Origin of the sequence: Paractinoplanes aksuensis (assembly GCF_024137025.1) — a bacterium.
Classification (GTDB): domain Bacteria; phylum Actinomycetota; class Actinomycetes; order Mycobacteriales; family Micromonosporaceae; genus Actinoplanes; species Actinoplanes aksuensis.
Window position 1 is genome coordinate 31,120 of sequence record NZ_JAMYJR010000049.1, and the last position, 21,954, is coordinate 53,073.

22 protein-coding genes are annotated in these 21,954 nt (G+C 69.3%); 8 read left to right on the forward strand and 14 right to left on the reverse strand.

Annotated elements, in window-relative coordinates:
- Positions 1-55 precede the first annotated feature (55 nt).
- Both M1L60_RS39540 and M1L60_RS39545 read right to left on the reverse strand, forming a co-directional pair.
- Entirely contained in the window at positions 56-751 is a 696-nt protein-coding gene (locus tag M1L60_RS39540) for an enoyl-CoA hydratase/isomerase family protein (protein ID WP_253242716.1), read from the reverse strand.
- Positions 751-2,253, reverse strand: coding sequence for an aldehyde dehydrogenase (locus M1L60_RS39545; RefSeq protein WP_253242717.1), 1,503 nt, complete (start codon positions 2,251-2,253; stop codon positions 751-753). The genes M1L60_RS39540 and M1L60_RS39545 overlap by 1 nt, the downstream gene beginning before the upstream one ends.
- Positions 2,254-2,397: 144 nt before the next feature.
- On the opposite strand from M1L60_RS39545, the gene M1L60_RS39550 reads away from it, so the two are divergent.
- The 5 genes from M1L60_RS39550 to M1L60_RS39570 are packed head-to-tail and all read left to right on the forward strand — an operon-like array spanning position 2,398 to position 6,505.
- Positions 2,398-3,492: an LLM class flavin-dependent oxidoreductase gene (locus M1L60_RS39550; protein ID WP_253242718.1), complete on the forward strand. Its 1,095-nt coding sequence runs from the start codon at positions 2,398-2,400 to the stop codon at positions 3,490-3,492.
- A complete protein-coding gene (locus M1L60_RS39555; protein ID WP_253242719.1) occupies positions 3,489-4,052 on the forward strand; it encodes a carboxymuconolactone decarboxylase family protein in 564 nt (187 codons plus the stop codon). Before M1L60_RS39550 ends, M1L60_RS39555 begins: the two co-directional genes overlap by 4 nt.
- Positions 4,049-4,711, forward strand: a complete 663-nt coding sequence (locus tag M1L60_RS39560; protein WP_253242720.1) for an alpha/beta fold hydrolase — start codon at positions 4,049-4,051, stop codon at positions 4,709-4,711. Before M1L60_RS39555 ends, M1L60_RS39560 begins: the two co-directional genes overlap by 4 nt.
- A 58-nt stretch (positions 4,712-4,769) precedes the next feature.
- Complete coding sequence (locus M1L60_RS39565; protein WP_253242721.1) at positions 4,770-5,789, forward strand: NADPH:quinone reductase; 1,020 nt, start codon at positions 4,770-4,772, stop codon at positions 5,787-5,789.
- Positions 5,786-6,505, forward strand: coding sequence for a MerR family transcriptional regulator (locus tag M1L60_RS39570; protein ID WP_253242722.1), 720 nt, complete (start codon positions 5,786-5,788; stop codon positions 6,503-6,505). The genes M1L60_RS39565 and M1L60_RS39570 overlap by 4 nt, the downstream gene beginning before the upstream one ends.
- Here the strand turns inward: M1L60_RS39570 and M1L60_RS39575 are convergent.
- Together M1L60_RS39575 and M1L60_RS39580 are read right to left on the reverse strand one after the other, a co-directional pair.
- A complete protein-coding gene (locus tag M1L60_RS39575) occupies positions 6,468-8,267 on the reverse strand; it encodes a CocE/NonD family hydrolase (protein ID WP_253242723.1) in 1,800 nt (599 codons plus the stop codon). The two genes, M1L60_RS39570 and M1L60_RS39575, sit on opposite strands and share 38 nt — an antisense overlap.
- Positions 8,268-8,300: 33 nt before the next feature.
- Complete coding sequence (locus M1L60_RS39580; RefSeq protein WP_253242724.1) at positions 8,301-9,287, reverse strand: Gfo/Idh/MocA family protein; 987 nt, start codon at positions 9,285-9,287, stop codon at positions 8,301-8,303.
- Between the two features lie 116 nt (positions 9,288-9,403).
- Here M1L60_RS39580 and M1L60_RS39585 point away from each other — a divergent pair, with 116 nt between their 5' ends.
- Together M1L60_RS39585 and M1L60_RS39590 are read left to right on the forward strand one after the other, a co-directional pair.
- Complete coding sequence (locus tag M1L60_RS39585) at positions 9,404-10,519, forward strand: flavin reductase (RefSeq protein ID WP_253242725.1); 1,116 nt, start codon at positions 9,404-9,406, stop codon at positions 10,517-10,519.
- A gap of 114 nt (positions 10,520-10,633) precedes the next feature.
- A complete protein-coding gene (locus tag M1L60_RS39590) occupies positions 10,634-11,365 on the forward strand; it encodes an SDR family NAD(P)-dependent oxidoreductase (RefSeq protein ID WP_253242726.1) in 732 nt (243 codons plus the stop codon).
- On the opposite strand, the gene M1L60_RS39595 is transcribed toward M1L60_RS39590, so the two are convergent.
- From M1L60_RS39595 to M1L60_RS39640, 10 genes are all read right to left on the reverse strand, one after another.
- Positions 11,350-12,114 (reverse strand): carboxymuconolactone decarboxylase family protein, encoded by a 765-nt coding sequence (locus M1L60_RS39595; protein ID WP_253242727.1) that lies wholly within the window; start codon positions 12,112-12,114, stop codon positions 11,350-11,352. The two genes, M1L60_RS39590 and M1L60_RS39595, sit on opposite strands and share 16 nt — an antisense overlap.
- Before the next feature lie 5 nt (positions 12,115-12,119).
- Positions 12,120-12,968 carry an NAD(P)-dependent oxidoreductase gene (locus tag M1L60_RS39600; RefSeq protein ID WP_253242728.1) on the reverse strand — a complete coding sequence of 283 codons (849 nt, stop codon included), beginning with the start codon at positions 12,966-12,968 and terminating at the stop codon, positions 12,120-12,122.
- Between the two features lie 91 nt (positions 12,969-13,059).
- On the reverse strand, positions 13,060-13,416 hold the full coding sequence (locus M1L60_RS39605) for a cupin domain-containing protein (protein ID WP_253242729.1): 357 nt from the start codon (positions 13,414-13,416) through the stop codon (positions 13,060-13,062).
- Complete coding sequence (locus tag M1L60_RS39610; RefSeq protein ID WP_253242730.1) at positions 13,413-14,357, reverse strand: NAD(P)-dependent oxidoreductase; 945 nt, start codon at positions 14,355-14,357, stop codon at positions 13,413-13,415. Before M1L60_RS39610 ends, M1L60_RS39605 begins: the two co-directional genes overlap by 4 nt.
- Positions 14,351-15,145 (reverse strand): N-acyl homoserine lactonase family protein, encoded by a 795-nt coding sequence (locus M1L60_RS39615; protein WP_253242731.1) that lies wholly within the window; start codon positions 15,143-15,145, stop codon positions 14,351-14,353. Before M1L60_RS39615 ends, M1L60_RS39610 begins: the two co-directional genes overlap by 7 nt.
- Complete coding sequence (locus tag M1L60_RS39620) at positions 15,142-16,074, reverse strand: DUF6282 family protein (protein ID WP_253242732.1); 933 nt, start codon at positions 16,072-16,074, stop codon at positions 15,142-15,144. Before M1L60_RS39620 ends, M1L60_RS39615 begins: the two co-directional genes overlap by 4 nt.
- 8 nt (positions 16,075-16,082) lie before the next feature.
- Positions 16,083-17,162, reverse strand: a complete 1,080-nt coding sequence (locus tag M1L60_RS39625) for an ABC transporter ATP-binding protein (protein ID WP_253242733.1) — start codon at positions 17,160-17,162, stop codon at positions 16,083-16,085.
- Positions 17,159-18,871 carry an ABC transporter permease subunit gene (locus tag M1L60_RS39630; protein ID WP_253242734.1) on the reverse strand — a complete coding sequence of 571 codons (1,713 nt, stop codon included), beginning with the start codon at positions 18,869-18,871 and terminating at the stop codon, positions 17,159-17,161. Before M1L60_RS39630 ends, M1L60_RS39625 begins: the two co-directional genes overlap by 4 nt.
- Positions 18,872-18,873: 2 nt before the next feature.
- Positions 18,874-19,929: an extracellular solute-binding protein gene (locus M1L60_RS39635; RefSeq protein WP_253242735.1), complete on the reverse strand. Its 1,056-nt coding sequence runs from the start codon at positions 19,927-19,929 to the stop codon at positions 18,874-18,876.
- A gap of 70 nt (positions 19,930-19,999) precedes the next feature.
- Complete coding sequence (locus tag M1L60_RS39640; RefSeq protein WP_253242736.1) at positions 20,000-20,785, reverse strand: IclR family transcriptional regulator; 786 nt, start codon at positions 20,783-20,785, stop codon at positions 20,000-20,002.
- Between the two features lie 205 nt (positions 20,786-20,990).
- Between M1L60_RS39640 and M1L60_RS39645 the strand changes: the two genes are divergently transcribed.
- Positions 20,991-21,830, forward strand: coding sequence for an SDR family NAD(P)-dependent oxidoreductase (locus M1L60_RS39645; RefSeq protein ID WP_253242737.1), 840 nt, complete (start codon positions 20,991-20,993; stop codon positions 21,828-21,830).
- The last annotated feature ends 124 nt before the right edge of the window (positions 21,831-21,954 follow it).

Consider the following 21,954-nt stretch of genomic DNA (forward strand, 5'->3'; position numbering starts at 1 on the left):
ATCGATAGATCGCCATACAGCGATGAGCTACGAGTTATTCACTCATCACTCAGAGTCATGATTCGGTACGCCGGAGCGAGCCCACCACGAGGCGGTCGACACTGGCGTCGAGGGCGCTGTCGTCACCCAGTTCACCGAAGGCGCGCAGCATGTCCTTGATCTCGGCGTGCACGCGCGGGCTGCGGGAACGCAGCTGGGCCACCATCTCGTCGACCCGCTCGGTCAGCTCCTCGCGGGTGTCGACGACCTCGTTGAGCAGGCCCAGTTCGGCCGCGCGGACGGCCGGCAGAGGTTCACCGGTGGCGGTCAGCCAGAACGCCTCACGCCGGCCGGCCACGCGCGGCAACCAGGCCAGCACCAGCGCCGGGGCCAGTCCGATGCCGACCTCGGGGAAGCGGAAAGTCGCCGGACGGACGGCCACGGCGACGTCGAACGCGGCCACCAGCCCCACCCCGAACCCGGCCGCGTCGCCCTGCACCTCGGCCACCGTGACCAGCCGCGTCCGACGGGCGGCCCGGGTCACCCGGGCCAGGGCTTCCGCTTCCGCGCGTACCTCGGAAGGGGTTGACCCACCCCGGTCGCGGCCGAGACAGAAGACGTCACCGGCCGCGCTCAACCGCAGCACGTGCGCCCCCGGCGGCGGGTCGTTCAATACGACCGTCAGCTCGTCACACAATTCCACGCTGAACAGGTTCTGCGGCGGCCGGTCCAGCTCGACCCGGATCACGCCGTCAGTCGTCTCGAAGCGCATCAGTTCAGCCTTCCGGTCGCGATTCCGCCGTACCAGTCCACGTCGTCGGGCGCCGTGCGCACGGTCACCGCGCGCACGTGGGTGAAGTCGTGGAACGACTCCCAGCCGCCCTCGCGGCCGATGCCGCTCTCCTTGAGTCCGCCCCACGGCGACGACGGGTCGAGGCGGTGATGGTCGTTGACCCACACCATCCCGGCCTCCAGGCGCGAGGCCACCCGGTGCCCGCGGGCGATGTCACGCGTCCACACGGCCGAGCCCAGCGCGAACGGCGAGTCGTTGGCGATGGCGACCGCCTCGTCCTCGTCGTCGAACGGGATGACCACGACGACCGGCCCGAAGATCTCCTCGCGGGCCACGGTCATGTTGTTGGTGACGTCGGCCAGCACCGTCGGCTGCACGAAGAAGCCGTTCTCCAGGCCGGGCACGGTCGCCGGGCCGCCGCCGGTCACGACACGGGCTCCGGCGTCGACGCCGTCGGCGATGCGCCCCAGGATCCGGTCGCGGGCCTGGGCCGAGATGACCGGCCCGAGCTGGGTCGCCGGGTCGGCCGGGTCCCCGATCCGGATGCTCTCGGCCACCTTGGCCAGCGTCTCGACGAACTCGTCGTGGAGGCCGCGCTGCACGATCAGGCGGCTGCCGGCGATGCAGGTCTGGCCGGCCCCGATGAACCCGCCGAAGGCCGCCCCGCGCGCGGCCACGTCGACCGGCGTGTCGTCGAAGAACAGCACCGGCGACTTGCCGCCCAGCTCCAGTGTCGTCTTGGCGAAGCGCTGGGCCGCCGCCACCGCGATCGAGCGGCCGGGCTCGGTGCCGCCGGTGAACACCACCTTCTTGACCAGCGGGTGCTCGCACAGCGCGGCCCCCACCACCGGCCCGAGGCCGTTGATGACGTTGAGCACGCCGTCGGGGATCCCGGCCTCGTGGGCGATGTCGGCCAGCAGCATCGCGGTCAGCGGGGTCTGCTCGGACGGCTTGAGCACCACCGAGTTGCCGGTGGCCAGCGCGGGCGCCAGCGACTTGGACGCGATCATCATGGGGTGGTTGAACGAGGCCAGGATCGTCACCACACCGAGCGGCAGCCGGCTCGTGTACGAGTGGTACGGCCCCGGCATCGGCACCACCGAGTCGCGGTCGGCCAGCAGCAGCGAGGCGTTGTAGCGGTACCACTCGGGCAGCCGGGTGATCTGGGCCTTGGTCTCGGTCAGGGGCCGGCCGTTGTTGGCCGTCTCGAGCCGGTACAGGTCGTCCATCCGCTCGGCGATCCCGTCGGCGAACCGGTGCAGGACGCGCGAGCGCTCGTGGATCGGCATCCGGCTCCACACGCCCGAGTCGAACGCGGCCTGGGCGACCCGCACGACCTCCTCGACGTCGGCTGCGTCGGCGCTGTCGGCCACGGCCAGCACCCCGCCGGTGGACGGATTGACGACGTCGAGCCGGGGGCCGTGGCCGCTGACGATCCGGCCGCCGATCCGCAGCCCGGTCGGGATGTTCACCTCGGTCATGTCCGGACGCTATCCAGGCCGGCGACCAGGGTCACTGACGCCGGACGTCATCGGCCAGGCCCGGACTCACAGGTCGCGCCACTGTGCCCGCGGCCGGAACGGACAAGGCTGCGAGAGACGAATGACAGGAAGCGAGGCCAAGCCGTGAGACTGGGTTACTTCTCGATGCCGCTGCACCCGCTCGGCCGCACCTGGGCCGAGACCCTCCGGGAGGACCGCGAGGCCGTGATCCTGGCCGACTCGCTCGGCTTCCACGACGCGTTCATCGGGGAGCACCTGACCGACCGGCACGAGAACATCACCAACAGCCTGCTCTTCCTGGCCACGCTGATCTCGGACACCCGCCAGATCAAGCTGGCCACCGGCACCACGAACCTGTCCCAGCAGCACCCCGTGCTGGTCGCCGCCAACTCGGCCATGTTCGACCATTTGTCCGACGGTCGGTTCATCCTCGGCATCAGCCCGGGCGCGCTCGCCTCCGACGCCGAGGCGCTGGGCATCCTGGCCGAGGACCGGAACAAGATGTTCGCCGAGGCCATCGACATCATCACGGCGGTGTGGGAGCAGGAACCGCCGTACGCGATCGATCTGCCCGGCAACCGGTTCAAGGTGACCACGGAAACGACCATGGACACCGACTTCGGCGTCGGCTATCTGCCCAAGCCGCTGCAGCAGCCGCGGCCCGAGATCGTGGGGACGGTCGTTGCGCCGTTCTCCAAGGGCGTCATCGCCATGGGCAAGCGCGACTTCCACCCGCTCTCGGCCAACTTCCTGCTGCCGCAGTGGGTGGCCACGCACTGGCCCAACTATGTGCAGGGCAAGGAAGAGGCCGGCCAGACCGCCGACCCCGCCGACTGGCGCGTGGCCCGGACGGTCTTCGTGGCGGACGACGATTCAACGGCTGAAGCGTATGGCCGCGCCGATGCAGACAGTCCGTACCGCTTCTACTACTCGCAGATGTTCAAGAAGATGCGCAAGCTCGGCCGGCTCGAGCTGTTCAAGACCCGGCGCGACCAGCCCGACGACGAGGTCACGCTGGACGGCATCCTCGACCAGCTGGTCATCACCGGCACGCCCGAGTCGGTGACCGAGCAGATCCTGGCCCTCCGCGAGGAGGTGGGCGACTTCGGCGAGCTGGTCTACGCCGGCCTCGACTGGGCCGACCCGCGCCTGGCCCGACGCTCGATGGAGCTGATGGCGCAGAAGGTGATGCCGGACGTCAACGCGGCGCTGGCGTGAGCGCCGACCGTTTGCCGCTGCCCCCGGAGGCCCAGCTCACGGCGGCGCAGCGGACGGCCGCCGCGCGGATCGCATCCGGTCCGCGCGGCGCGCTGTTCGGGCCCTTCGTGCCGCTGCTGCGCAGCCCCGAGCTGATGACCCGGCTGCAATTGGTGGGGGAGTACCTGAGGTTCGACAGCGTGCTCGACGACGACCTGATCGAGCTCGTCATTCTCGTGGTGGCCCGGCATTGGGACCAGGATTTCGAGTACGGGTTCCATCAGCCGCTGGCACTGAAGGCCGGGCTGCCGCCGTCGGTGGTCGAGGCCGTCGCCCGGGGCGGGAGACCGGCCGGCCGCCCCGAGGTCGCGGCCGTCTGGGACCTGCTCGACGAGCTGCACCGCAGCCGGCAGGTCGGCGACGACACGTACGCGAAGGCCGTTGATCTGCTCGGCGAAGCGCGCGTGGTCGAAGTGGTCGGCACGGCCGGTTACTACACCACGCTCGCCATGACGATGAACGTCGCCCGGACGCCCCCGCCCGCGGGCGCGCCCCGACTGCCCGCCCGGGAGGGCGCATGACGGTTCCGTTGGTGCTGTTGCATCCGCTCGGCGTCGATAATCGATTCTGGGACCCGGTGCGGCCGTTCTTCGAGCCCGACCTGATCACGCCCGATCTGCACGGCTCGACCGTGGAGGAGATGGCCGACGGGCTCGACCTGACCGAGCCGGTCGACCTGGCCGGGGTCTCGCTGGGCGGGCTGGTGGCGCAGGTGCTGGCCGCGCGACGCCCGGGCCTGGTGCGCCGGCTCGTACTGGTCGACACCGTGGCTGTCTATCCGCCCGCGATGCGCGAGATGTGGCGGCAGCGGGCCGACTTCGTACCCAGGGAAGGGTTGTCATCGATTATCGATGTCACCGAGAAGCTGTGGTTCACCGAGGCCGCGTCACCCGACGCTGTCTCCCGGGTGCGGGCGCTTCTGCTCTCCGGCGACGTGGCGCGGTACGCGCGGGCCTGTCAGGCCCTGGCCGCTGCCGACACCACCGAACTGGCTCCGGCCATCAAGGCTCCGACCCTGGTGGTGTGCGGCCGACACGACGCGCCCCCGTTCCATGCCGCGGTCGACTGGTTCGCCGCGAACCTGCCCGATGTCACAGTGACCTGGCTGCCGGGCGCCCACGGCACCGCCTACGAACACCCACACGCCTTCGCCGACGCCGTGGCGGGCTTCCTGGAGTAGGACCACCTGCACGCCGACACCGTGGCGGGCTTCCTCGAGTAGGGGAAGAATCGGCCGTATGAAGGCGATCGTCTACCGCGACAACGGCGGCCCCGAGGTTCTCGAACTGCTCGACCGGCCCGTGCCCGAGCCCGGCCCGGGCGAGGTCCGCGTCCGGATCACCGTCTCCGGGGTCAACCCGACCGACTGGAAGACCCGGGCCGGCGCCACCAACCCCAAGCAGTTCCCCGAGGTCACGCCCCATCTCGACGGCGCCGGCGTGATCGACGCGGTCGGCCCGGGCGTCGACGCGGGCCGGGTCGGCGAGCGGGTCTGGCTGTTCATGGCCACGGCCGGGCGCCCCACCGGCACCGCCGCCGAATTCACGGTGGTGAACGACGAGCATGCAGTACGACTGTCGGACAATGCGAGCTTCGAGCTCGGCGCCTCCCTCGGCGTGCCCGCGCTGACCGCCCACCGCGCGCTCACCGTGGCCGAGGACGGCCCGAGCCGCCTGCGCCCCGGCGCCCTCGACGGCAAGGTGGTACTGGCCGCGGGTGGCGCCGGAGCCGTCGGTCACGCCGCCATCCAGCTCGCGCGGTGGGCCGGCGCCACCGTCATCAGCACGATCAGTGGCCCCGAGAAGGCCCGGCTGGCCATCGCGGCCGGCGCCCACCACGTCGTCAACTACCGCGAGGGCGACCCGGTGGCCGCGATCCGCGCCGTCGCCCCCGACGGCGTCGACATCATCGCCGAGGTGGCGCTGGGCGCGAACCTGGCGCTGGACCTGGCCGTCCTGCGCACGCGGGGCACGATCGCCACGTACGCCAACGACGGTGGTAAGCCGGTCGAGATCGACGTGCGGCAGAACATGATGCTCAACACGCGTTTCCAGTTTCTCGTGCTCTACACGGTGGGACAGGAGGCGCTGACCGCCGCCGCCGAGGATGTCGCGGCCGCGGTCGCCGACGGCGCGCTGCCGGTCGGCGAGGAGCACGGCCTGCCCCTGACCCGGTTCCCGCTGGCCGGCACCGCCGACGCCCACCGCGCGGTCGAGGACGGCACGGTCGGCAAGGTGCTGGTGGACGTCGCCGCATGACCTGGAGCACCCGGGAGGTGGCCGACCTGGCCGGCACCAGCCTGCGTACGGTGCGGCATTACCACGAAATCGGGTTGCTCGACGAGCCCGAGCGCCGCACCAACGGCTACAAGCAGTACGGCGTCGCGCATCTGGTCCGGCTGATGCGCATCAGGCGGCTCACCGAGCTCGGCTTCACGCTGGCCCAGGTGGCCGCGATCGGGGACACCGAGGATCACCCGGCCGAGGCCATCGACGAGCTGGACGCGGAGCTCGCCGCCACCATCGAACGGCTGCGGCAGGCCCGGGACGAGCTGGCCGTGATTCGCCGCCGGGCCGTGCCGCCGGACCTGCCGGCCGGGTTCGCCGCCGTCGACCCCGGCCTGTCGGCGGCCGACCGCTCCTTCATCGTGGTGCTGGCCGGCGTTCTCGGGCCGCGCAGCCTGGAGACGTACGTCGAGATGCTGCGCGACCTCAAGATCGAGCCCTCGGGTCAGGAGTTCGACGACCTCCCGGCTGACGCCGCCGAGGAGGTCCGGCAGGATCTGGCCGTACGCATGTTTCCGTTCGTCGTCGACCTGCGCACCCGGTTCCCGGCCCTCACCAGGCCGCCGACCGACGCCCCGCGAGGCGTGCGCTTCGCGCAGGCGACGGTCGGCCGGGCCCTGGTCGAGCTCTACAATCCGGCGCAGCTCGACGTCATGAAGCGGATCGAGGCGCTGCTGCTGGCACCTTGAACGACGGCGGCAGCGCGGTCAGGTCGACCTGGTGCCGTTCCAGATACTTCTTCTGGAAGACGGCCGCGTTGCCCGGCGTGGCCACGTCGTCGGCCGGATCGTCCAGCGCCAGCTTCAGCCGGGCGTCGCGCACCCGGATCGTCTCGCGCGACGGCCGGTCGAGCCACGATCCGGTCTGCACGGCGCCGATCTCGACGCCCAGCACATGCCCGGCGGCCAACGTCCAGTCGGTCGACTTGAGGTCGAAGCTCGTGCGGCCCCGGTTCAGCAGCGAGACGTTCTCGTTGATGATGACGGCCTTCCCGTCGGGCCCGACGTCGTACAGCTTGACCATGACATTGCCCTGGCCGCGGGCCACGACCGAGGCCTCGGGCGTGCCGGTGAGCCGGGTCGCCTCGGTGACCGGCGCCGAGAACTTGAAGATGGCCGAGGTCGTCCTCCCGGCCTGGATCCGCTTGAGCTGAACGGCGGCCAGGCTCTTGGGAATGACCGGCTCGAGCCCGCCGGCGCCCTCCTCGGGGTCCGGCGTCCCGGTCGGCGGCGGAGGCAGCGGCGCACCCGACTCGACCAGCGCGGCCCGGGCGTCGGCACCACCATCATCAAAGTACGAACCACCGCCCAGCCCGATGGTGGCCGTCTTCTCGACCACCGGCCAGGTGTTCTGAGCGCGCCACTTGCCCGTGCTGTCCTGCACGGCGAAGGCCGGGTACTTCACCTTCGGCGCGATGCCCTTGAGGTACTGGTCGTAGAACGCCATCGTCTCGGCGAACCAGCCCTCACGGCCCATCTCGAGCTGACCCTCTTCCGTACGGTCGTTGCCCCGCACGTGATTCCACTGCCCGAGCCAAGCGCGCTTCGGCCCCCGGTGATTGGCCAGATATTCGTCCATATCCTCGGGCTTGGTGTTGTCCTCGATGAAGCCCTGCGTGACGAACAGCGGGGTGTCACTGCCCCGAGCTTCCCGGGGCAGATCGCGCTCCTGCCAGTACGGGGCCTGCTCCTCGCCGATCAGATAGCCGGCCAGGTTGTCGTCGAGGCACTGCGGGTGGGTAGCCTCGTAGGCCGCGTTGGCCTTGTACTTGGCGGTGTCGTCGGGCATCTGCGGCAGCGAGGCGATCGAGTTGTAGATGGTCGGCACCGACAGCATGTTCGGCCGGGGCACCCCGTTGGAGTGCGGGTTGCGGTACGGGTTCCAGATGGGCTCCTGGGCCACGACCGCCTTGAGCGCGTCCTGGTCGAGGTTGTTGCCGATCAGGCCGGTGATGGCGTCGTACGACTTGCCGTACATGCCGACCGAGCCGGTCGACCACGACTGGCGCGCCGACCAGTCGATCGCGGCCTTCACATCGTCGTGCTCGTCGGGGCCGGCGAAGTCGAGGCAGCCGGTCGAGCCGCCGAACCCGCGCGAATCCACCATCACAAAGGCGTAGCCGCGCTCGAAGAGCTTGGTGCCCTCGATGAAGTCGGAGAACCGGTCGGACGGACCGGCCGTCTTCCAGTCCTCCTTCGATTTCTGGCCGGAGTGACCGAAGTACGGGCCGACGGACAGGATGACCGGCACCTTCTGCCCCTTGGCCAGCCCCTTGGGCAGCAGGACGTCGGCGTGCAGCTCGGCGCCGCCGGACGACGGGAAGTAGTGCTGGGTCCAGGTCGCGCCCTCCGGCACGCGCTCGTTGTCGGCCGAGGCGGTGGCCGCCCCGGCTACGGACACTGTCAAAGCGGCCGCGGTGAGCAGCGCGGCGGCCGTACGGACAGGTTTCATCCATCGAGGAGAACCTGTGCCCCTACGGCATGGTCAAGGCAGCCGCTCGATCCGGCCCGATCGGGCCGATCGGGTGACGGCCTCGAACGCGTCCGCATTGGCCAGCATTTCGGCGTACGACACCGGGTAGTCAGCCTGTCCGGCCGCGGCCTGCGCGAACGCCTCGAGGTTGGCCCGCACCGACGGGTGCGGCGGGTTGAACTCGGTCGACGGCTCGCCGTCGCGGACCACGGTCGTGACGTCCCACCCGCGCGGGTTCTCGGGATGGTTGCGGTCGCGGATCTCCATCCAGCCCCGCGACCCGAAGACAGCCACCCGGCCTGCGAACGGCGTGGTCAGCACGGCGGTGAGCAGGGCTGTTCGCCCACTCTCGAAGCCCAGCGTGACGGTGAGCGTGTCGCCGTTGGCGAACCCGGTGGCCAGCGTGCCGAGCCGGGCCCACACCTCGACCGGCCGGCCGAACACGGCGATGGCCAGGTCGACCAGGTGGATGCCGGTGGCCGACAACGGGCCGACCGGGGCGGCCGTGGCCGACAGCCGCCAATTGTCCGACGGTAGGGCAAGGAACTTGTCCTGGCTGAAGTTGCCCTCGAAGACCAGCGGCGTGCCGAGTTCGCCGTCACTACACATCGCACGTAGCCGTTGCACGGCCGGCTCGAAGCGGCGCTCGTGGCCGATGCCGAGCTGCACGCCGGCCTTCTCGACGGCGGCGACGGCGGCCCGCGCCTCGGCGCCGGTGGTGGTCAGCGGCTTCTCGCAGAAGACGTGCTTACCGGCCTCGGCCGAGGCGACGATCTGCTCGGCGTGCCGGCCGTGCGGGGTGCACAGGATGACCGCGTCGACGGTGTGGTCAGCGAGAGCCTCGTCGAAGGTGGCGGCGGTCCGGAGGCCGGTGGCCCGGCCGCGCGCCTCCTCGGACGGATCCACGCCCAGCACGACCCGGATGTGCTCACTGTCGGCGAGGTCGGCGACGATCTTCTGGCCCCACCATCCGAGGCCGGCCACGGCTGCTCTGATCACCCCTGTAGTGAAGCCTGCTTGTCGGTTCGTCGGACTGTCCGACGACGTCATCGTGCGCGCGGGATGTGACGGCTGCCGTCAGTGCTTATGGGCCGTCGTCACTATTCGATGGCGGCATGGACGCAGCGCACTTCCGGCACGTTGCCGGCCACCTCGCCAGCGGGGTCACCGTCATCACGACCGACGCGGGAGACCACCGGCACGGCATGACGGCAAGCTCGGTGACGTCCCTGTCGGCCGACCCGCCGATGATGCTGGCCTGCATCAACAACGCCGTGCCCACGGCGACGGCGGTGGCGAGCTCGGGCCGGTACGCGGTCAACGTGCTCGGCGACGGCCAGGGCGAGCTGGCCCGCCAGTTCGCCACCGCGAGCGACGACAAGTTCCGCGGCGTCGCCGTGCACACCGGAACGCTGGGCCTGCCGCTGTTGAGTGACGCCCTGGCTCACCTCGAATGCGAGGTGGTGGAGCAGGTCACCGGTGGCACCCACACGATCTTCCTGGGCCGGGTGGTGAACGCGACGGCCGGCAACGGGCAACCGCTGACCTATTTCCGGGGCGGTTTCGGGCGGTTCGCGTTCGCCAAGGACGACGAGGTCTACGGCCGGGCCCGCGAGCTGGTGCTGAGCCGGGCCTATGCGGCTGATCAGGCGCTGCCGCTCGAGGACCTGGCTGACCGGCTGGGTGTCGATCAGGCGGCCGCGTTCTACGCCCTGACCCGGCTCTCGTCGGACGGTCTGGTTCGCCGCGACGCCGGCCGCGGTTACGTCGTGGCGCCCTTGGACGTCCGGACCTCGGACGAGACGTTCGACGCCCGCCTGGCCGTGGAGCTGGGCGTGTTGTCACTCTCCCTGGACGCGGTCCGCGACGACGAAGTGGACGAGTTGCGCCGCCGCTTCGACGCCATGGCCGCGCTGCTGGTGGGGGAGCGCTTCGTCGACTTCCACGGCTACCTGGACGCCAACTACGCCATGCACGAGTACCTGGTCTCGCTGGCCGGCAACCCACTGCTCACCTCGACGTTCGGCCGCCTGGGCATCAAGAACGTCATGACGCGCTCCTTCGGCGTGACCCCCGAGACGTCCCAGAAGTTCATCGAGGCCCAGCGCCACCTGGTCGACGGAGTGGCGTCACGCGACCCCGAAGCCGCCCGCCGAGGCGCCGTCGAATACTGCGAACTAGCCAAGGAACGAGTACGCGAAATCCTCACCCGGTCCGGCGGCAGCCTCTGACCACCGCTACCTCACCCTCGGCCCCGACCGTCCACCGTAAGAAAGCCACCGCTTCTACCCAGCACTCTCCTGAGGTAATGTACGACCGTCATACAATCCAGGAAGGGGCAGAACATGGAGCCGAGCGCACTGGTAACAGGTGCAGCACGAGGAATCGGCCACAGCGTCGTCACCCAGCTCCGAAAGGCGGGCTACCGCGTAATCGCCCTGGACAGGGCCCCCGAGGTCACCGACCTGGCCGAGGACGGCTGGATCGTCCCGCTGATCGCCGACGTGACCGCCGACGAAACCCCGACGGCCGCGGTAGACCGGGCAGTCAGCGAGTTCGGCCAACTAGACCTGCTGGTCAACAACGCCGCCCGTTTCCTGCGCCGCCCCGCGCTGGAGACGTCCGACGAGGACTTCGACGCCCTCATCGCCACCAATGTGCGCCCGGCCTTCCGCTTCGCGCGGGCCGCGCTCCCGCGATTGGCCGAGACGAACGGCTGCATCGTCAACACCGCGTCCATCTCCGGCCTGATCGGGGTGCCCAACCAGGTGGCCTACGCGATGACCAAGGGCGCGATCGTGCAACTCACCCGCCAGCTGGCAGTGGAGTGGGCCGCCCGCGGCGTCCGGATCAACGCAGTAGCCCCCGGCGCGGTAGACACAGGTTTCATGGATGAGGCTCGCGCGGCCGACCCCGACCCCGCGGCCAGTCTGGCCGTCACGCTGGCGAACCACCCCATCGGACGGATGTCTACGCCCGACGAGGTGGCCCGCGCCATTGTCTTTCTGGCCTCGCCCGAATCGGCCGGCATCACCGGCACGATTCTGAGCGTCGACGGCGGTTACGTCGCGCGCTGAGCGGCTTCCATTTCTTCGAGCAGGATCGGCGCGGCGGCCGTCACCCCGTGGATGCCCAGCACGGACGCGATTTCCATGACTTCGAGGATTTCGCGCGGGGTGGCGCCGTAGCCGATCGCGTTCTCGATGTGCAGCTTGAGCCCTTTGACGTACAGGTGCGTGGCCGCCGTATCGAACGCGATGTACACGAACTCTTTGACTTTCGGCTCGAGCGTCCCCGTCCGCCACGGCACCGAGGAGAACTCGGTGTAGGCCTCGAACATGTCCGGGTCGAGTTCGAGCATCTCGTCCCAGAAGCTGTGCCAGTAGCCCCGCGTCTTCGTGAAGTCGGCCTTGAGCTGTTCCTGCCGGTCGTCCAGCGGCGCCGGCCCGTTCCGCAGCCCCTTCTCTTCGAGCACTTCGACGAGGATCGGCACGCCGATGTTCATGGCGTGGATGCCCAGGGTCGCCGAGAGCTCCAGCACTTCCATGATTTCCTCGGGTGTGGCGCCGAGGGCCAGCGCCGCCTTGATGTGCTGGCGGACGCCCGGCAGGTACATGTGGGTGGCGTTCGCATCGATCGCAATGTAGATGAACTCCTTCACCTTCGGATCGAGCACGCCGGAGCGCCACGGCACCGCGGAGAAGTTGAGATAGGCACGCAGGAATTCGGGGTCGAGGCGCAGAACACCTTCCCAGGTGTCGCTCCAGGTTCCCCGTACGCGAATGAACTCGTCCTTGATTTCCTGCTGCCGTGCGGTGAGTTCCATCGCGCTCAGTCCTTTCGCAGCCAGTTGACGATCTCGGTGTGGTCGGCGTTGTCGGCCAAGGCTTCGGCGGCTTCACCCCAGAGTCCGGTGGCGGCTTCGCCCAGAGGGTCGGGGGTGCCCATCTCGGCGGCCAGTCCGACGGCGATGCGCATGTCCTTGAGCATCAGGCGCAGACCGAAACCGGAGTCGTACGTCTCGGGCTGGATGAAGTTGGGCCATTTGTTTTCAGTGGAACCGCTACGGCCACTGGAGCTGTTGAAAATCGACAGCATGACTGTCGGATCGAGACCGAAGCGCTCGCCGGCCAGGATCGCCTCGCTGGTCACCAGCAGGTGCGTAGCCGACAGCAGGTTGTTCAGCGCCTTGACGGCATGTCCGCTGCCGACGTCACCCGCCCGGGTAGTCGTCCCCAGACAATCGAGAATCGATTCCACGCCATCGAGAACCGATTGCGGCCCGCCCGTCATGATCGTGAGTTTCCCCGTACGGGCCCGAGCGACCCCGCCCGACACGGGCGCATCGACCAGGGCAATGCCGCGCTCCGCCAACGAAGCAGCGAGCGCGCGCGTACGCAACGGCTCCGACGAGCTCATATCAACGATGACCGCGCCCGGCGCGAACGTGGACTCGGCAACGACCTTTTCGACCACGTCGGAGTTCGGCAGCATCAGGATGACCACGTCCGCCCCGCGGATCGCGTCGTCCAGGCTGTCCGCCGCGATCCCGCCGACCTCGGCCAGAGCCTGCCGGGCCGCCTCCGACACGTCGAAACCGCGCACCTCGTGCCCAGCCTTGACCAGCAGACCCGACATAGGCGCACCCATGTTGCCAAGCCCGATGAACGCGATCGTCATGCGATCTCCTCCGCCCAGGGAGCCGTGCCGAGCTCGGTGAAAGCAATCGTCATGCGGCGCTCGGCCAAGGGGGCCGTGCTGTGGTCGATCGTCATACAACTTCCTCCGCCCACTGGGTTGTGCCGAGGGAGATGGCCAGGTGGGTCATGGGGGAGTCGCGGGTTGCGCCGTGCCAGTGCCGTTCGCCGGCCGGTACCCAGACCACGTCGCCGGCTCGGATCTCTTCCGGGTCGCTGCCGTCGCTGCAGATCAGGCCGCGCCCGGAGACGATCTGGAGGATCTGGCCGCCCTCGTGGCTGTGCCAATAGGTGCGCGCGCCCGGGGCGAACGTCACGTTGGCGATCGTCGTGCCGTCGGTCGCGGGTAGCACGGGCTCGAACCACGCCTGCCCGCTCACCGTCGCGCGCTGGTCGGCTGGTCCACGGTCGGACTGTCGGACAATCCTCATGCGTCCTCCTGAGGGGTGGCGTCACCGGAGCCGACGACCGGGGCAAGAGCGCCCGCGGCTGGGGCGTCGTGCAGGCGTACTCCGCCGGAGAGGTCGCCGAGGGCGTCGACGACGGTGTTGCTGATTTCGTCGGCGTAGCCGAGGGCTCGGGCCAGGCCGAAGCTCGCCAGCGGGCCGGCCGAGTTGGGGCTGGCCACGCCCAGCCGGGCGACCAGTTCGACGTACAGGTTCACGTCTTTGAGCATCAGGGTGTTGGTCAGGCCGCCCTTGAGGTAGTCGCCCTGGATGATTTTCGGGAAGCGGTTGAGGGTGGCGAAGTTGACGCCCGAGCTGGCGTTGAGCACGGCCAGCACGGTCTCCAGGTCGAGGCCGGCCTTCTTCGCCGCCACCATCACCTCGGCCGTGGCCGCAAGAGCGGTCGCGTTGAGAAAGTTGTTGAGCAGCTTCACCGTGTGCCCGGCCCCGCTCGGCCCGCAGTGGAAGATGTTGGCCGAGAACAGGTCCAGCACCGGCCGCGCCCGTTCCAGCGCCTCGGTCTCGCCGCCCACCATCAGGGTCAGCTTGCCTTTCTCGGCCGCGGCGGCCCCGCCCGAGATTCCTGCGTCGAGGTAGGCCGTCCCATGTGAAGCGAGCTCTCCGTGCAACCGGACGGTCGAGTTCGGTGCCGCCGTGGACAGGTCGACGACGATCAGACCCGCCCGCGCCTGCGGAATCAGTTCTTCCATCACCGCCTCGACGACGCGGCTGTCGGGCAACGACAGCAGCACGATGTCGCTCTGGGCGACCAACTCCCCGACGGATGCCGCCGGCTTGGCGCCGGCCGTGGTCACATTCTCTTCCCGTACGTCATAACCGAGAACGTCATGGCCGGCGCGCACGACACAGGCCGCCATGCGACCGCCCATGTTGCCCAGGCCCACGAAGCCGATCCGCATCAGCATTCCTCTCCGATGGTGGCCGCGAGCCCGGCCAGCGGGCCGGAACCGACCGGCGTGAAGCGGGCGAGCGTGTCCGGGTCGTGCCCGGCGACCAGATGGTCGGCCCGCATCGCCCGCAATCGCTCGAACCCGTCGTACATGTCGATGAGGTTGGCGACCTGGGTGAACGGCATGTTCCGGTCGAGTTCCTCGTAGTAGTGCACGGCGTCCGAGGCGAGCAGCACGACCCCGTCCGTGGTGTCGACGCTGACCACGCTCTGCCCCGGTGTGTGGCCGCCGATCCGCAGCACGCGCACGCCCGGAGCGAGCTCGACCGAATGCTCGAAGGTCCGCAGCCGCCCTTCGGCCGAGGCCCGGCGCAGGTGGTCGATCTCGTCGTCCTCGACCGAGTGGTGCAAGAGCGTCCGGGTCGCGTACGGGCCGGTCCAGAAGTCGTACTCGGCGGCCGCGATGTGCAGCGGCGATCGCGGGAACAGGTCGAGGTTGCCGATGTGGTCGTAGTGCGCGTGAGTGACCACCACCGCTGGACCGGCGGCCCGATCGACACCCAGACTGTCGAACGCGGCCGCCGGCTCGATCAGCGTGGTGCGTTTGCGGTTCGCGCCGCCGGCGGCCGAGAAGCCGGTGTCGACCACGATCGTGCGTTCGGCGTTGCGGACGACCCAGAAGAAGTAGTCCATGCCGATCGGGCCGTCGGGCTCGTCGTACAGGTGGTAGTTGAGATAGACGTCGCTGCGTACGGTCTGACGGGTGCCGTATTTGACGACGGTCACCTGATACAGCTCGGTCATGGGATGAGCAGCTGCCCGGCGTTCGTGCCGACCATCCGGCGGATGTCGTCCTCGCCGACCCCGGCGTCGAGCAGCCCCCGCACGGCCCGGCGGAACAGCGTCACCGGCAGCGGGTTGTTCTTCTGGCCCGAGTCCGACGACAGGACCGTACGTTCGACGCCGACCTCTTTGATGAACGTGAGCAGCTCGTTGAGGTCGCGCCGGCGCTCCTCGCGGCCGAAGTACATCACCACGCAGTGCTCGATGGTCACGCCCTTGCGGGCCCACGCGACGGCCTGGTCGACCGACGCGCCCACCACAAAAATGGGGTGGTTGACCACGATGCGGCTGATGCCGGCCTCGATCGCGGCGTCGATCAGCGCCGACGACTCCTCGACGCCGAGGTGGCCGCAGGTGAGCACGGCTTCCTCGGCCGCGATGACCGACAGGATGTCGCGCACCTCGGGCAGCACGGCGCCCTTGTCGTCGAGGATCGTGATGATCTCGTTGGGGCGCAGCTCCACTTCGGACGTCGGGAAGCCGGTGTCGTGGTGTTCGTGATGCTTGACGTGGGCGTTGGACGACAGCGTGGGGAACCAGACCATGCGCCCGCCCATTCGCAGGGCCAGCTCCACGGCGTACGGGTTGAGGCCTCCGACTGTGCGGTTGAGGGCCACCCCGCCGTAGACCTTCGTCGACAGCTCGTCCAGCCCGGCCCCGCGCAGCGCGAGGATGTCGGTGACCATGCTGTGGTGGTGCGATTTGGCCACGATCGCGCGGAAGCCGGCGTCCGCGGCGTCCCGGGCCGCGTCGAGGATGCTCATGCGCCGCGGGAACGGGCTCGGGCCGGGGTGCTGGTGCAGGTCGACCGCGCCGACGAGGAGGCTGTCGGCCTGGTCGTCGGGCTGCCGGTTGTCAGTTTCGGTGGTGAAGCCGTAGTCGACGATCATGGAATTCCTCACTCACTCACCAGGACTTGGTCTTCGGGCCGCCAGTGGGCGACGACCTGCGTGCCGGGGTTCACCGCGGCCGGCGCGCCCACGGGCAGCACCGCGCAGCCGACGGAGTCGTCGCCGTAGGCCAGTTCGATCCGGTAGTACGTGCCGTAGAAGGAGACGTCGGTGACCGCGGCCGGAGCGACGTTGCTCCCGGCGGGCACCGACGTCTCGTCGAAGGCGATCCGCATCCGCTCGGGCCGCACGATCAGCGACTGCTGCTCGGTGCCGTCACCCGGCTCGGGGACCGTCCATTTGCGGTCGTGCCACTCGTAGACGTCGGCCGCCCGGTACCGCCCGCCGAAGACGTTGGACTCGCCCAGGAACCGCGCCACGAACCGGGTTGTCGGACGGTGATACAACTCGCCCGGCGTGCCGACGGCCACGATCTTGCCCTGGTCGAAGATGGCGATACGGTCGGACAATGTCATCGCCTCGTCCTGGTCGTGCGTGACGAAGACGAACGTCAGGCCCAGCTCCTGGTGCAGGCGCTTGATCTCGCGCTGCAACGACTGGCGCAGCTTGCGGTCGAGCGCGCTCAACGGCTCGTCGAGCAGCAGCAGGTTGGGGGAGAAGACGACCGCGCGGGCCAGCGCCACCCGCTGCTGCTGGCCGCCGGAGAGCTCGTGCGGGCGGCGCTCGCCCATGGCGCCCAGGTCGACCAGTTCGAGCGCCTCGCGCACCAGCTTGGCCGTCTCGGCCGCCGGGACCTTGCGTTCACGCAGCGGGAACGCCACGTTCTGGGTGACGGTCAGGTGCGGGAAGAGCGCGTAGTTCTGGAACACCATGCCGAAGTTGCGCTTGTGAGCCGGCGTACGGGAAATGTCTTTGCCGTTGAGCTCGATCCGGCCCGACGTCGGCTCGGTGAAACCGACGATCATGTTGAGCGTCGTCGTCTTGCCCGAACCGCTGGGCCCGAGCAGGGTGAGGAACTCGCCGGGCTGGATGTCGAGGTCGATGTGGTCGACCGCCGGCGGGCCCGACCCGTACTGCTTGGTCAGGTCGACCAGCTGGACCCGGGCGCCTTTCATCGGATGAGTCATCGGTTCCTCCGCTTTCGGGCCCCCACGAGTTGGGCGAGCAGGATGGGGACGCTGACCAGCACGACCATGAGGCTGGAGGCCGCGGAGATGGTCGGGTCGATCTGGATGGTGATGCTGTTGAACATCTGCACGGGTAGCGTTATCGCGCCCGGGGCCTGCAGGAACAGGGCGATGACGACCTCGTCCAGCGACGACACGAAGGCCAGCACGGCGCCGGACAGGATGCCCGGTAGCACCAGCGGTAGCGTTACTCGCCGGAAGGCCGAGACCGGGCTCGCGCCGAGGCTCGCCGCTACTGCCGGCAGGCGTACGTCCATGCCTTGCAACCGCGCCGTCACCGCGATCACGACGAACGGCAGCGCCATCGCCGTGTGGGCCAGGATGATGCCGATCAGCGTGCCGTTCAGGCCGAGCTGCAGGAACGCGGAGAACACGACGAGCGCGACCAGGATGTGCGGCACGATCATCGGCGAGAGCAGGAACCCGTTGACCGCGCCGCGCCAGCGGGGGCGCAGGCGGGCCAGGCCGAACGCGGCCATCGTGCCCAGAATCGTGGCGATGACGGCGACGTAGATGCCGACCTGAACCGTGTTGATGATCGCCGCGGTCCATTCGGGCGAGGTGAACAGGTTCTCGTACCAGCGTAGCGACCACTCTTGGGGCGGGAACTGGAACGTCGTGGCCGACGAGAAGCTCATCGGGAAGATGACCAGCGTCGGCGCGACCAGAATGGTGGCCACGACCGCGGTGTGGATGCGCAACCACGGGCGTACGGAGGAACCCTGCCCACCGGTCGAGCCGGTGCGCGCGGGTGGGGCGCCGGCCGCGGCGACGGCCACGTTCGAGCCGGCCAGCCGGCGGCTGAGACCCAGCACGAGCAGCGTGACGATCAGCAGGAAGATGCCCATCGCGCCGGCGCCACCGAAGTCGAGCAGCTCCTTGGCCCGGACGTTGATGACCTGGGCGATCATCGCGCTGCGGGTCGAGCCGAGCAGGGCCGGAGTGACGTAGAAACCCAGCGCCAGCACAAAAACTAGCGACATGCCGGCCACCACACCCGGCGTCGAGAGCGGCAGATAGATGCGTCGGAAGGCCCGCGAGCGGGGTGCGCCGAGGCTCTGCCCGGCCGCAACCAGGCGACCGTCGATCTGCGACATCGAGCTGTACAACGGTAATACAAGGAACGGGAGCAGCACCTGGGTCATCGAGATGCCGACGGCCAGGGGCGTGCCGAGCAGGCGTACGTCACCGAGACCGAACGGCGTGAGGATCTTCTGGACCACGCCGCCGTCTTGCAGCAGCACCAGCCACGCGAAGTTGCGGGCCAGCATGCTCGTCCAGAACGGCACGAGCACGATCGTGACCAGCACCGCCCGCATGGTCGGGCCGACCAGAGTCATGGCGTACGCGTACGGATAGGCCATCAACACGCCGGCCACCGACACGATGAGCGCGATGAAGAGCGTCCGGCCCAGCACGCGGATCGTATAACCGTCGGTGAAAAGCGAGGCGTAGTTGCCCAGCCCGGTCTCCGGCTCGGTGAAGCTGTCCACCACCAGGCTCGCCAGCGGCACCACGAACAGGACCACCAGGGCGATCAGCGCCGGCGCCAGGTACAGCCAGCCCGAGGACCTGCGGACCCGGCCGGCCGGGGCGGCCCCGGGGCGCCCGGTCGGGGGCGCCTCCGGGACGGCGGTCGAGACTGCCATGATCAGCCGACCTTCCAGCTGGTCCAGCGCTTGACGAGAGCGTCGGTGTTGTCGATCCACCACTGCTTGTCCTGCTCGAGCGTGCGGCCGCGGTCGGGCAGGAAGGCGTTGTACTTCTTCTGCTCATCGGTGTAGCCGACCGAGTTGAGGTCGATCTCGGGCCGCGAGGGCGCCGTCCCGGTCAGCTTCGCGTAAGCGATGGACTGCTCGGGCTCGGTGACGAACGCGAGCATCTCTTGCGCGAGTTCCTTGTGCGGCGCGCCCTTGGGGATGACCAGCGCGCCGATGTCGGTGGTGTTGAAGTCCCACACCGGTACGAGGTTGGCGCCGCTCTGGGCCGAGACGATCGTCCGCGCGGTGACCGTGAGGACCATGCTGGCCTGCTTGTCCACCATCATTTGCTGGATCGCGCCGTAGCTGGGCGCGAAGACCAGCGAGTCCTTGATCGTGTCGATCTTCTTGAACGCGCGGTCGAGGTCGAGCGGGTAGACCTTGTCCGGTGCGACGCCATCGGCCACCAGGGCGGCCTCGAACAGGCCGGCCTTCGGGTAGTCGTAGACGACGCGCTTGCCCGGGAACTTCTTGGTGTCGAAGAAATCGTCGATCTTCGTCGGTTTGTCGTCCGGGTAGAGGTCGGCGTTGTAGCTGAAGATGTTCGCGTACCGGTAGGTCGGCACGAAGCAGTCGCCCGTGGTGCCCGGTGGGAACTTGCTGCGGTCGAGCGCCGGGTTGTCGAGCTTCTCGAACAGCTCGCCGCAGTAGGCGCCGGCGTAGATCCAGCTCATGTTGGCCAGATCCCAGATCGTCTTGCCGGACTTCACCATCGTGCGCACCTGGGCCTGCTCGGCCGGGCTGATGTTGGTGAACTTGGTGCCGGTCTTGGTGGTGAACGGCACCTGGAGGGCGTTCTTCTCGTCCTCCTGGAACTGGCCGCCGGTGCTGGCCCAGGTCAGCGCCTTCTCGTCGGCGCCGCCGCCACCGGAGTCGCCGCCCACGCCGCAGGCCGAGACGAGCAGGGCGGCCGCGGCTATTGTCGTCAGAAATTTATAAGTCTTCACTTTTATCGCCTCTTCTCGGATCGGGAACCATCGCGGGTTCCCGCGCGCGGTGAATCGGAGGGGGCGGCGGTCAGTCCGTCGTCGTGTCGAGCGGGCTGACCAGCCGGCGGCTGATCGTCTCGGCGCCCGACAGCAGGGCGCGTGCCACCTCGCTGTCGGTTCCTTCGGGTACGAACTGGGCGATGTCCACGGCGGCCAGGGTCGCCACGACCTGGCCCGAGGGGTCCCGCACCACGGTCGACACGGCGCTGATGCCGTTCTGCGGGCTGCCCCGGAAGGCGATCCCGGTGCGGCGGACCTCCTCGAGCTCGGCCTCGGTGGCGTTGACCGGCGGCGCGCCCTCGCGGAACCGGTAGTAGGACTCGTTACGGAAGGCCCAGAAGGCCATGGTCTGTGCGGCATCCGGCCCGAGCTGGCTGCCGACTGCTATGGAGACGTGCGCCGTACGGCTGCTGTCCTCGCGTACCTGGGCCACCACCGGGCAGGTGCCGTTCCAGACGCTGAGCACGATCGTGAGGCGCACCCGGTCGCTGATGTCCTCCATGACCGGGCCGGCGAGGTCGAGGACCCCGAGCCGGGACAGGGCCATGGTGCCGAGCTCGGCCAGCAGGACGCCGAACTCGTACTGGTTTCGGTCCCGGCGCTGGAGGAGGCCGTGGTTCTCCATCGAGGCCAGGTAGCGATGGGCGGTGGACTTGCCGACGCCCAGCTCCTCGGCCGCGGACACCAGGTCGATGGTGTCGTGGGCCGCGAGCAACCGGAGCAGCTGGACGACTCGCGCGACCACCTGAAGGTCGCCGCTGGCGATCTCCAACCCTTCGGTCGCGGCCCGCGGGCCCCGAGAGGTGCTGGTCATGCGTGCCTCCCCTAACCGTCCCGCATTGCGGGGCGACCATCCAGATATCCGGTACCGAGGAATGTAGGTGATCCATCCCGCGGCATGTCAAGGTCCGGAGGAGATTTCCCGGTCATCAACCGCAAGTTAATTCGGTGAGTGACAGTATTGTACGATTGACATACAATCCGTGACCAGTGTGAACAGGCGATACGGAGGTAACAAGATGCGCGGACTCACGGGCAAGGTAGCGATCGTGACCGGTGCCGCGGGCGGAATCGGGGCAGCTACGGCCCGTCGGCTCGCCGAGGAGGGCGCGCGCGTCGTCGCCGTCGACCTCGACGAGGAGCGTCTGCGCAAGGTCGCCGAGTCGCTGCCGACCGAGGGGCACTGGGTGCGGGCCGACGTCTCCGACGAGAACGACGTCGCGGCGTACGTGGGGGCCGCGGTGGAACGGTTCGGGCGGGTCGACCTGCACCACCTCAACGCCGGCATCCCCGGGTCGTTCGCCACGCTGCCTGCGCTCACGGTGGCCGAGTTCGACAAGGTCATGGCGGTCAACGTCCGCGGGGTGTTCCTCGGAGTGCGGGCCGCATTCCGGCAGTACGAGGCCCAGGGCTCGCCGGGCAACATCGTGCTCACGGGCTCGATCGGCAGCCTGCGGGGGAGCGCCGACCTGCTGGCCTACCAGACCTCCAAGCACGCGGTGCTCGGCATTCTGAAGGGCGCGGCCATGTACGGAGGCCCGCTGGGCGTACGGGTCAATGCCGTGGCGCCCGGCATCGTGCCCACTGACCTGTTCGCGGCGACGCCCGACGTGGCCGGCGGCAAGGACGACATGTCCCGCCGAGCGAGCAGCACGCCGCTGCGCCGGGCCGGCACGGGCGACGACGTGGCCGGCGTGGTCGCGTTCCTGCTGAGCGACGACGCGGCCTACATGACCGGCGAGGTCGTCTCGGTCGACGGCGGCGCTTCCATCGTGAGCACAGTCCGCCCGTCCGGCGGCGCGGGCGCATGGGACTTCGCCGCCTACGACGAGTCGTTGTACGGCCGTCCGACTGTCTGACAGCCAGCCCAGCCCGCCGCGGGGGGGGGGGGGGGGGGGGGGGGGGGGGCCCCCCGGCGGGCCCCCCCCCCCGGGGGGGGGGGGCCCCCGGGGAGGGGGGGGGGGGGGGGGGGGGGGCGAGGTG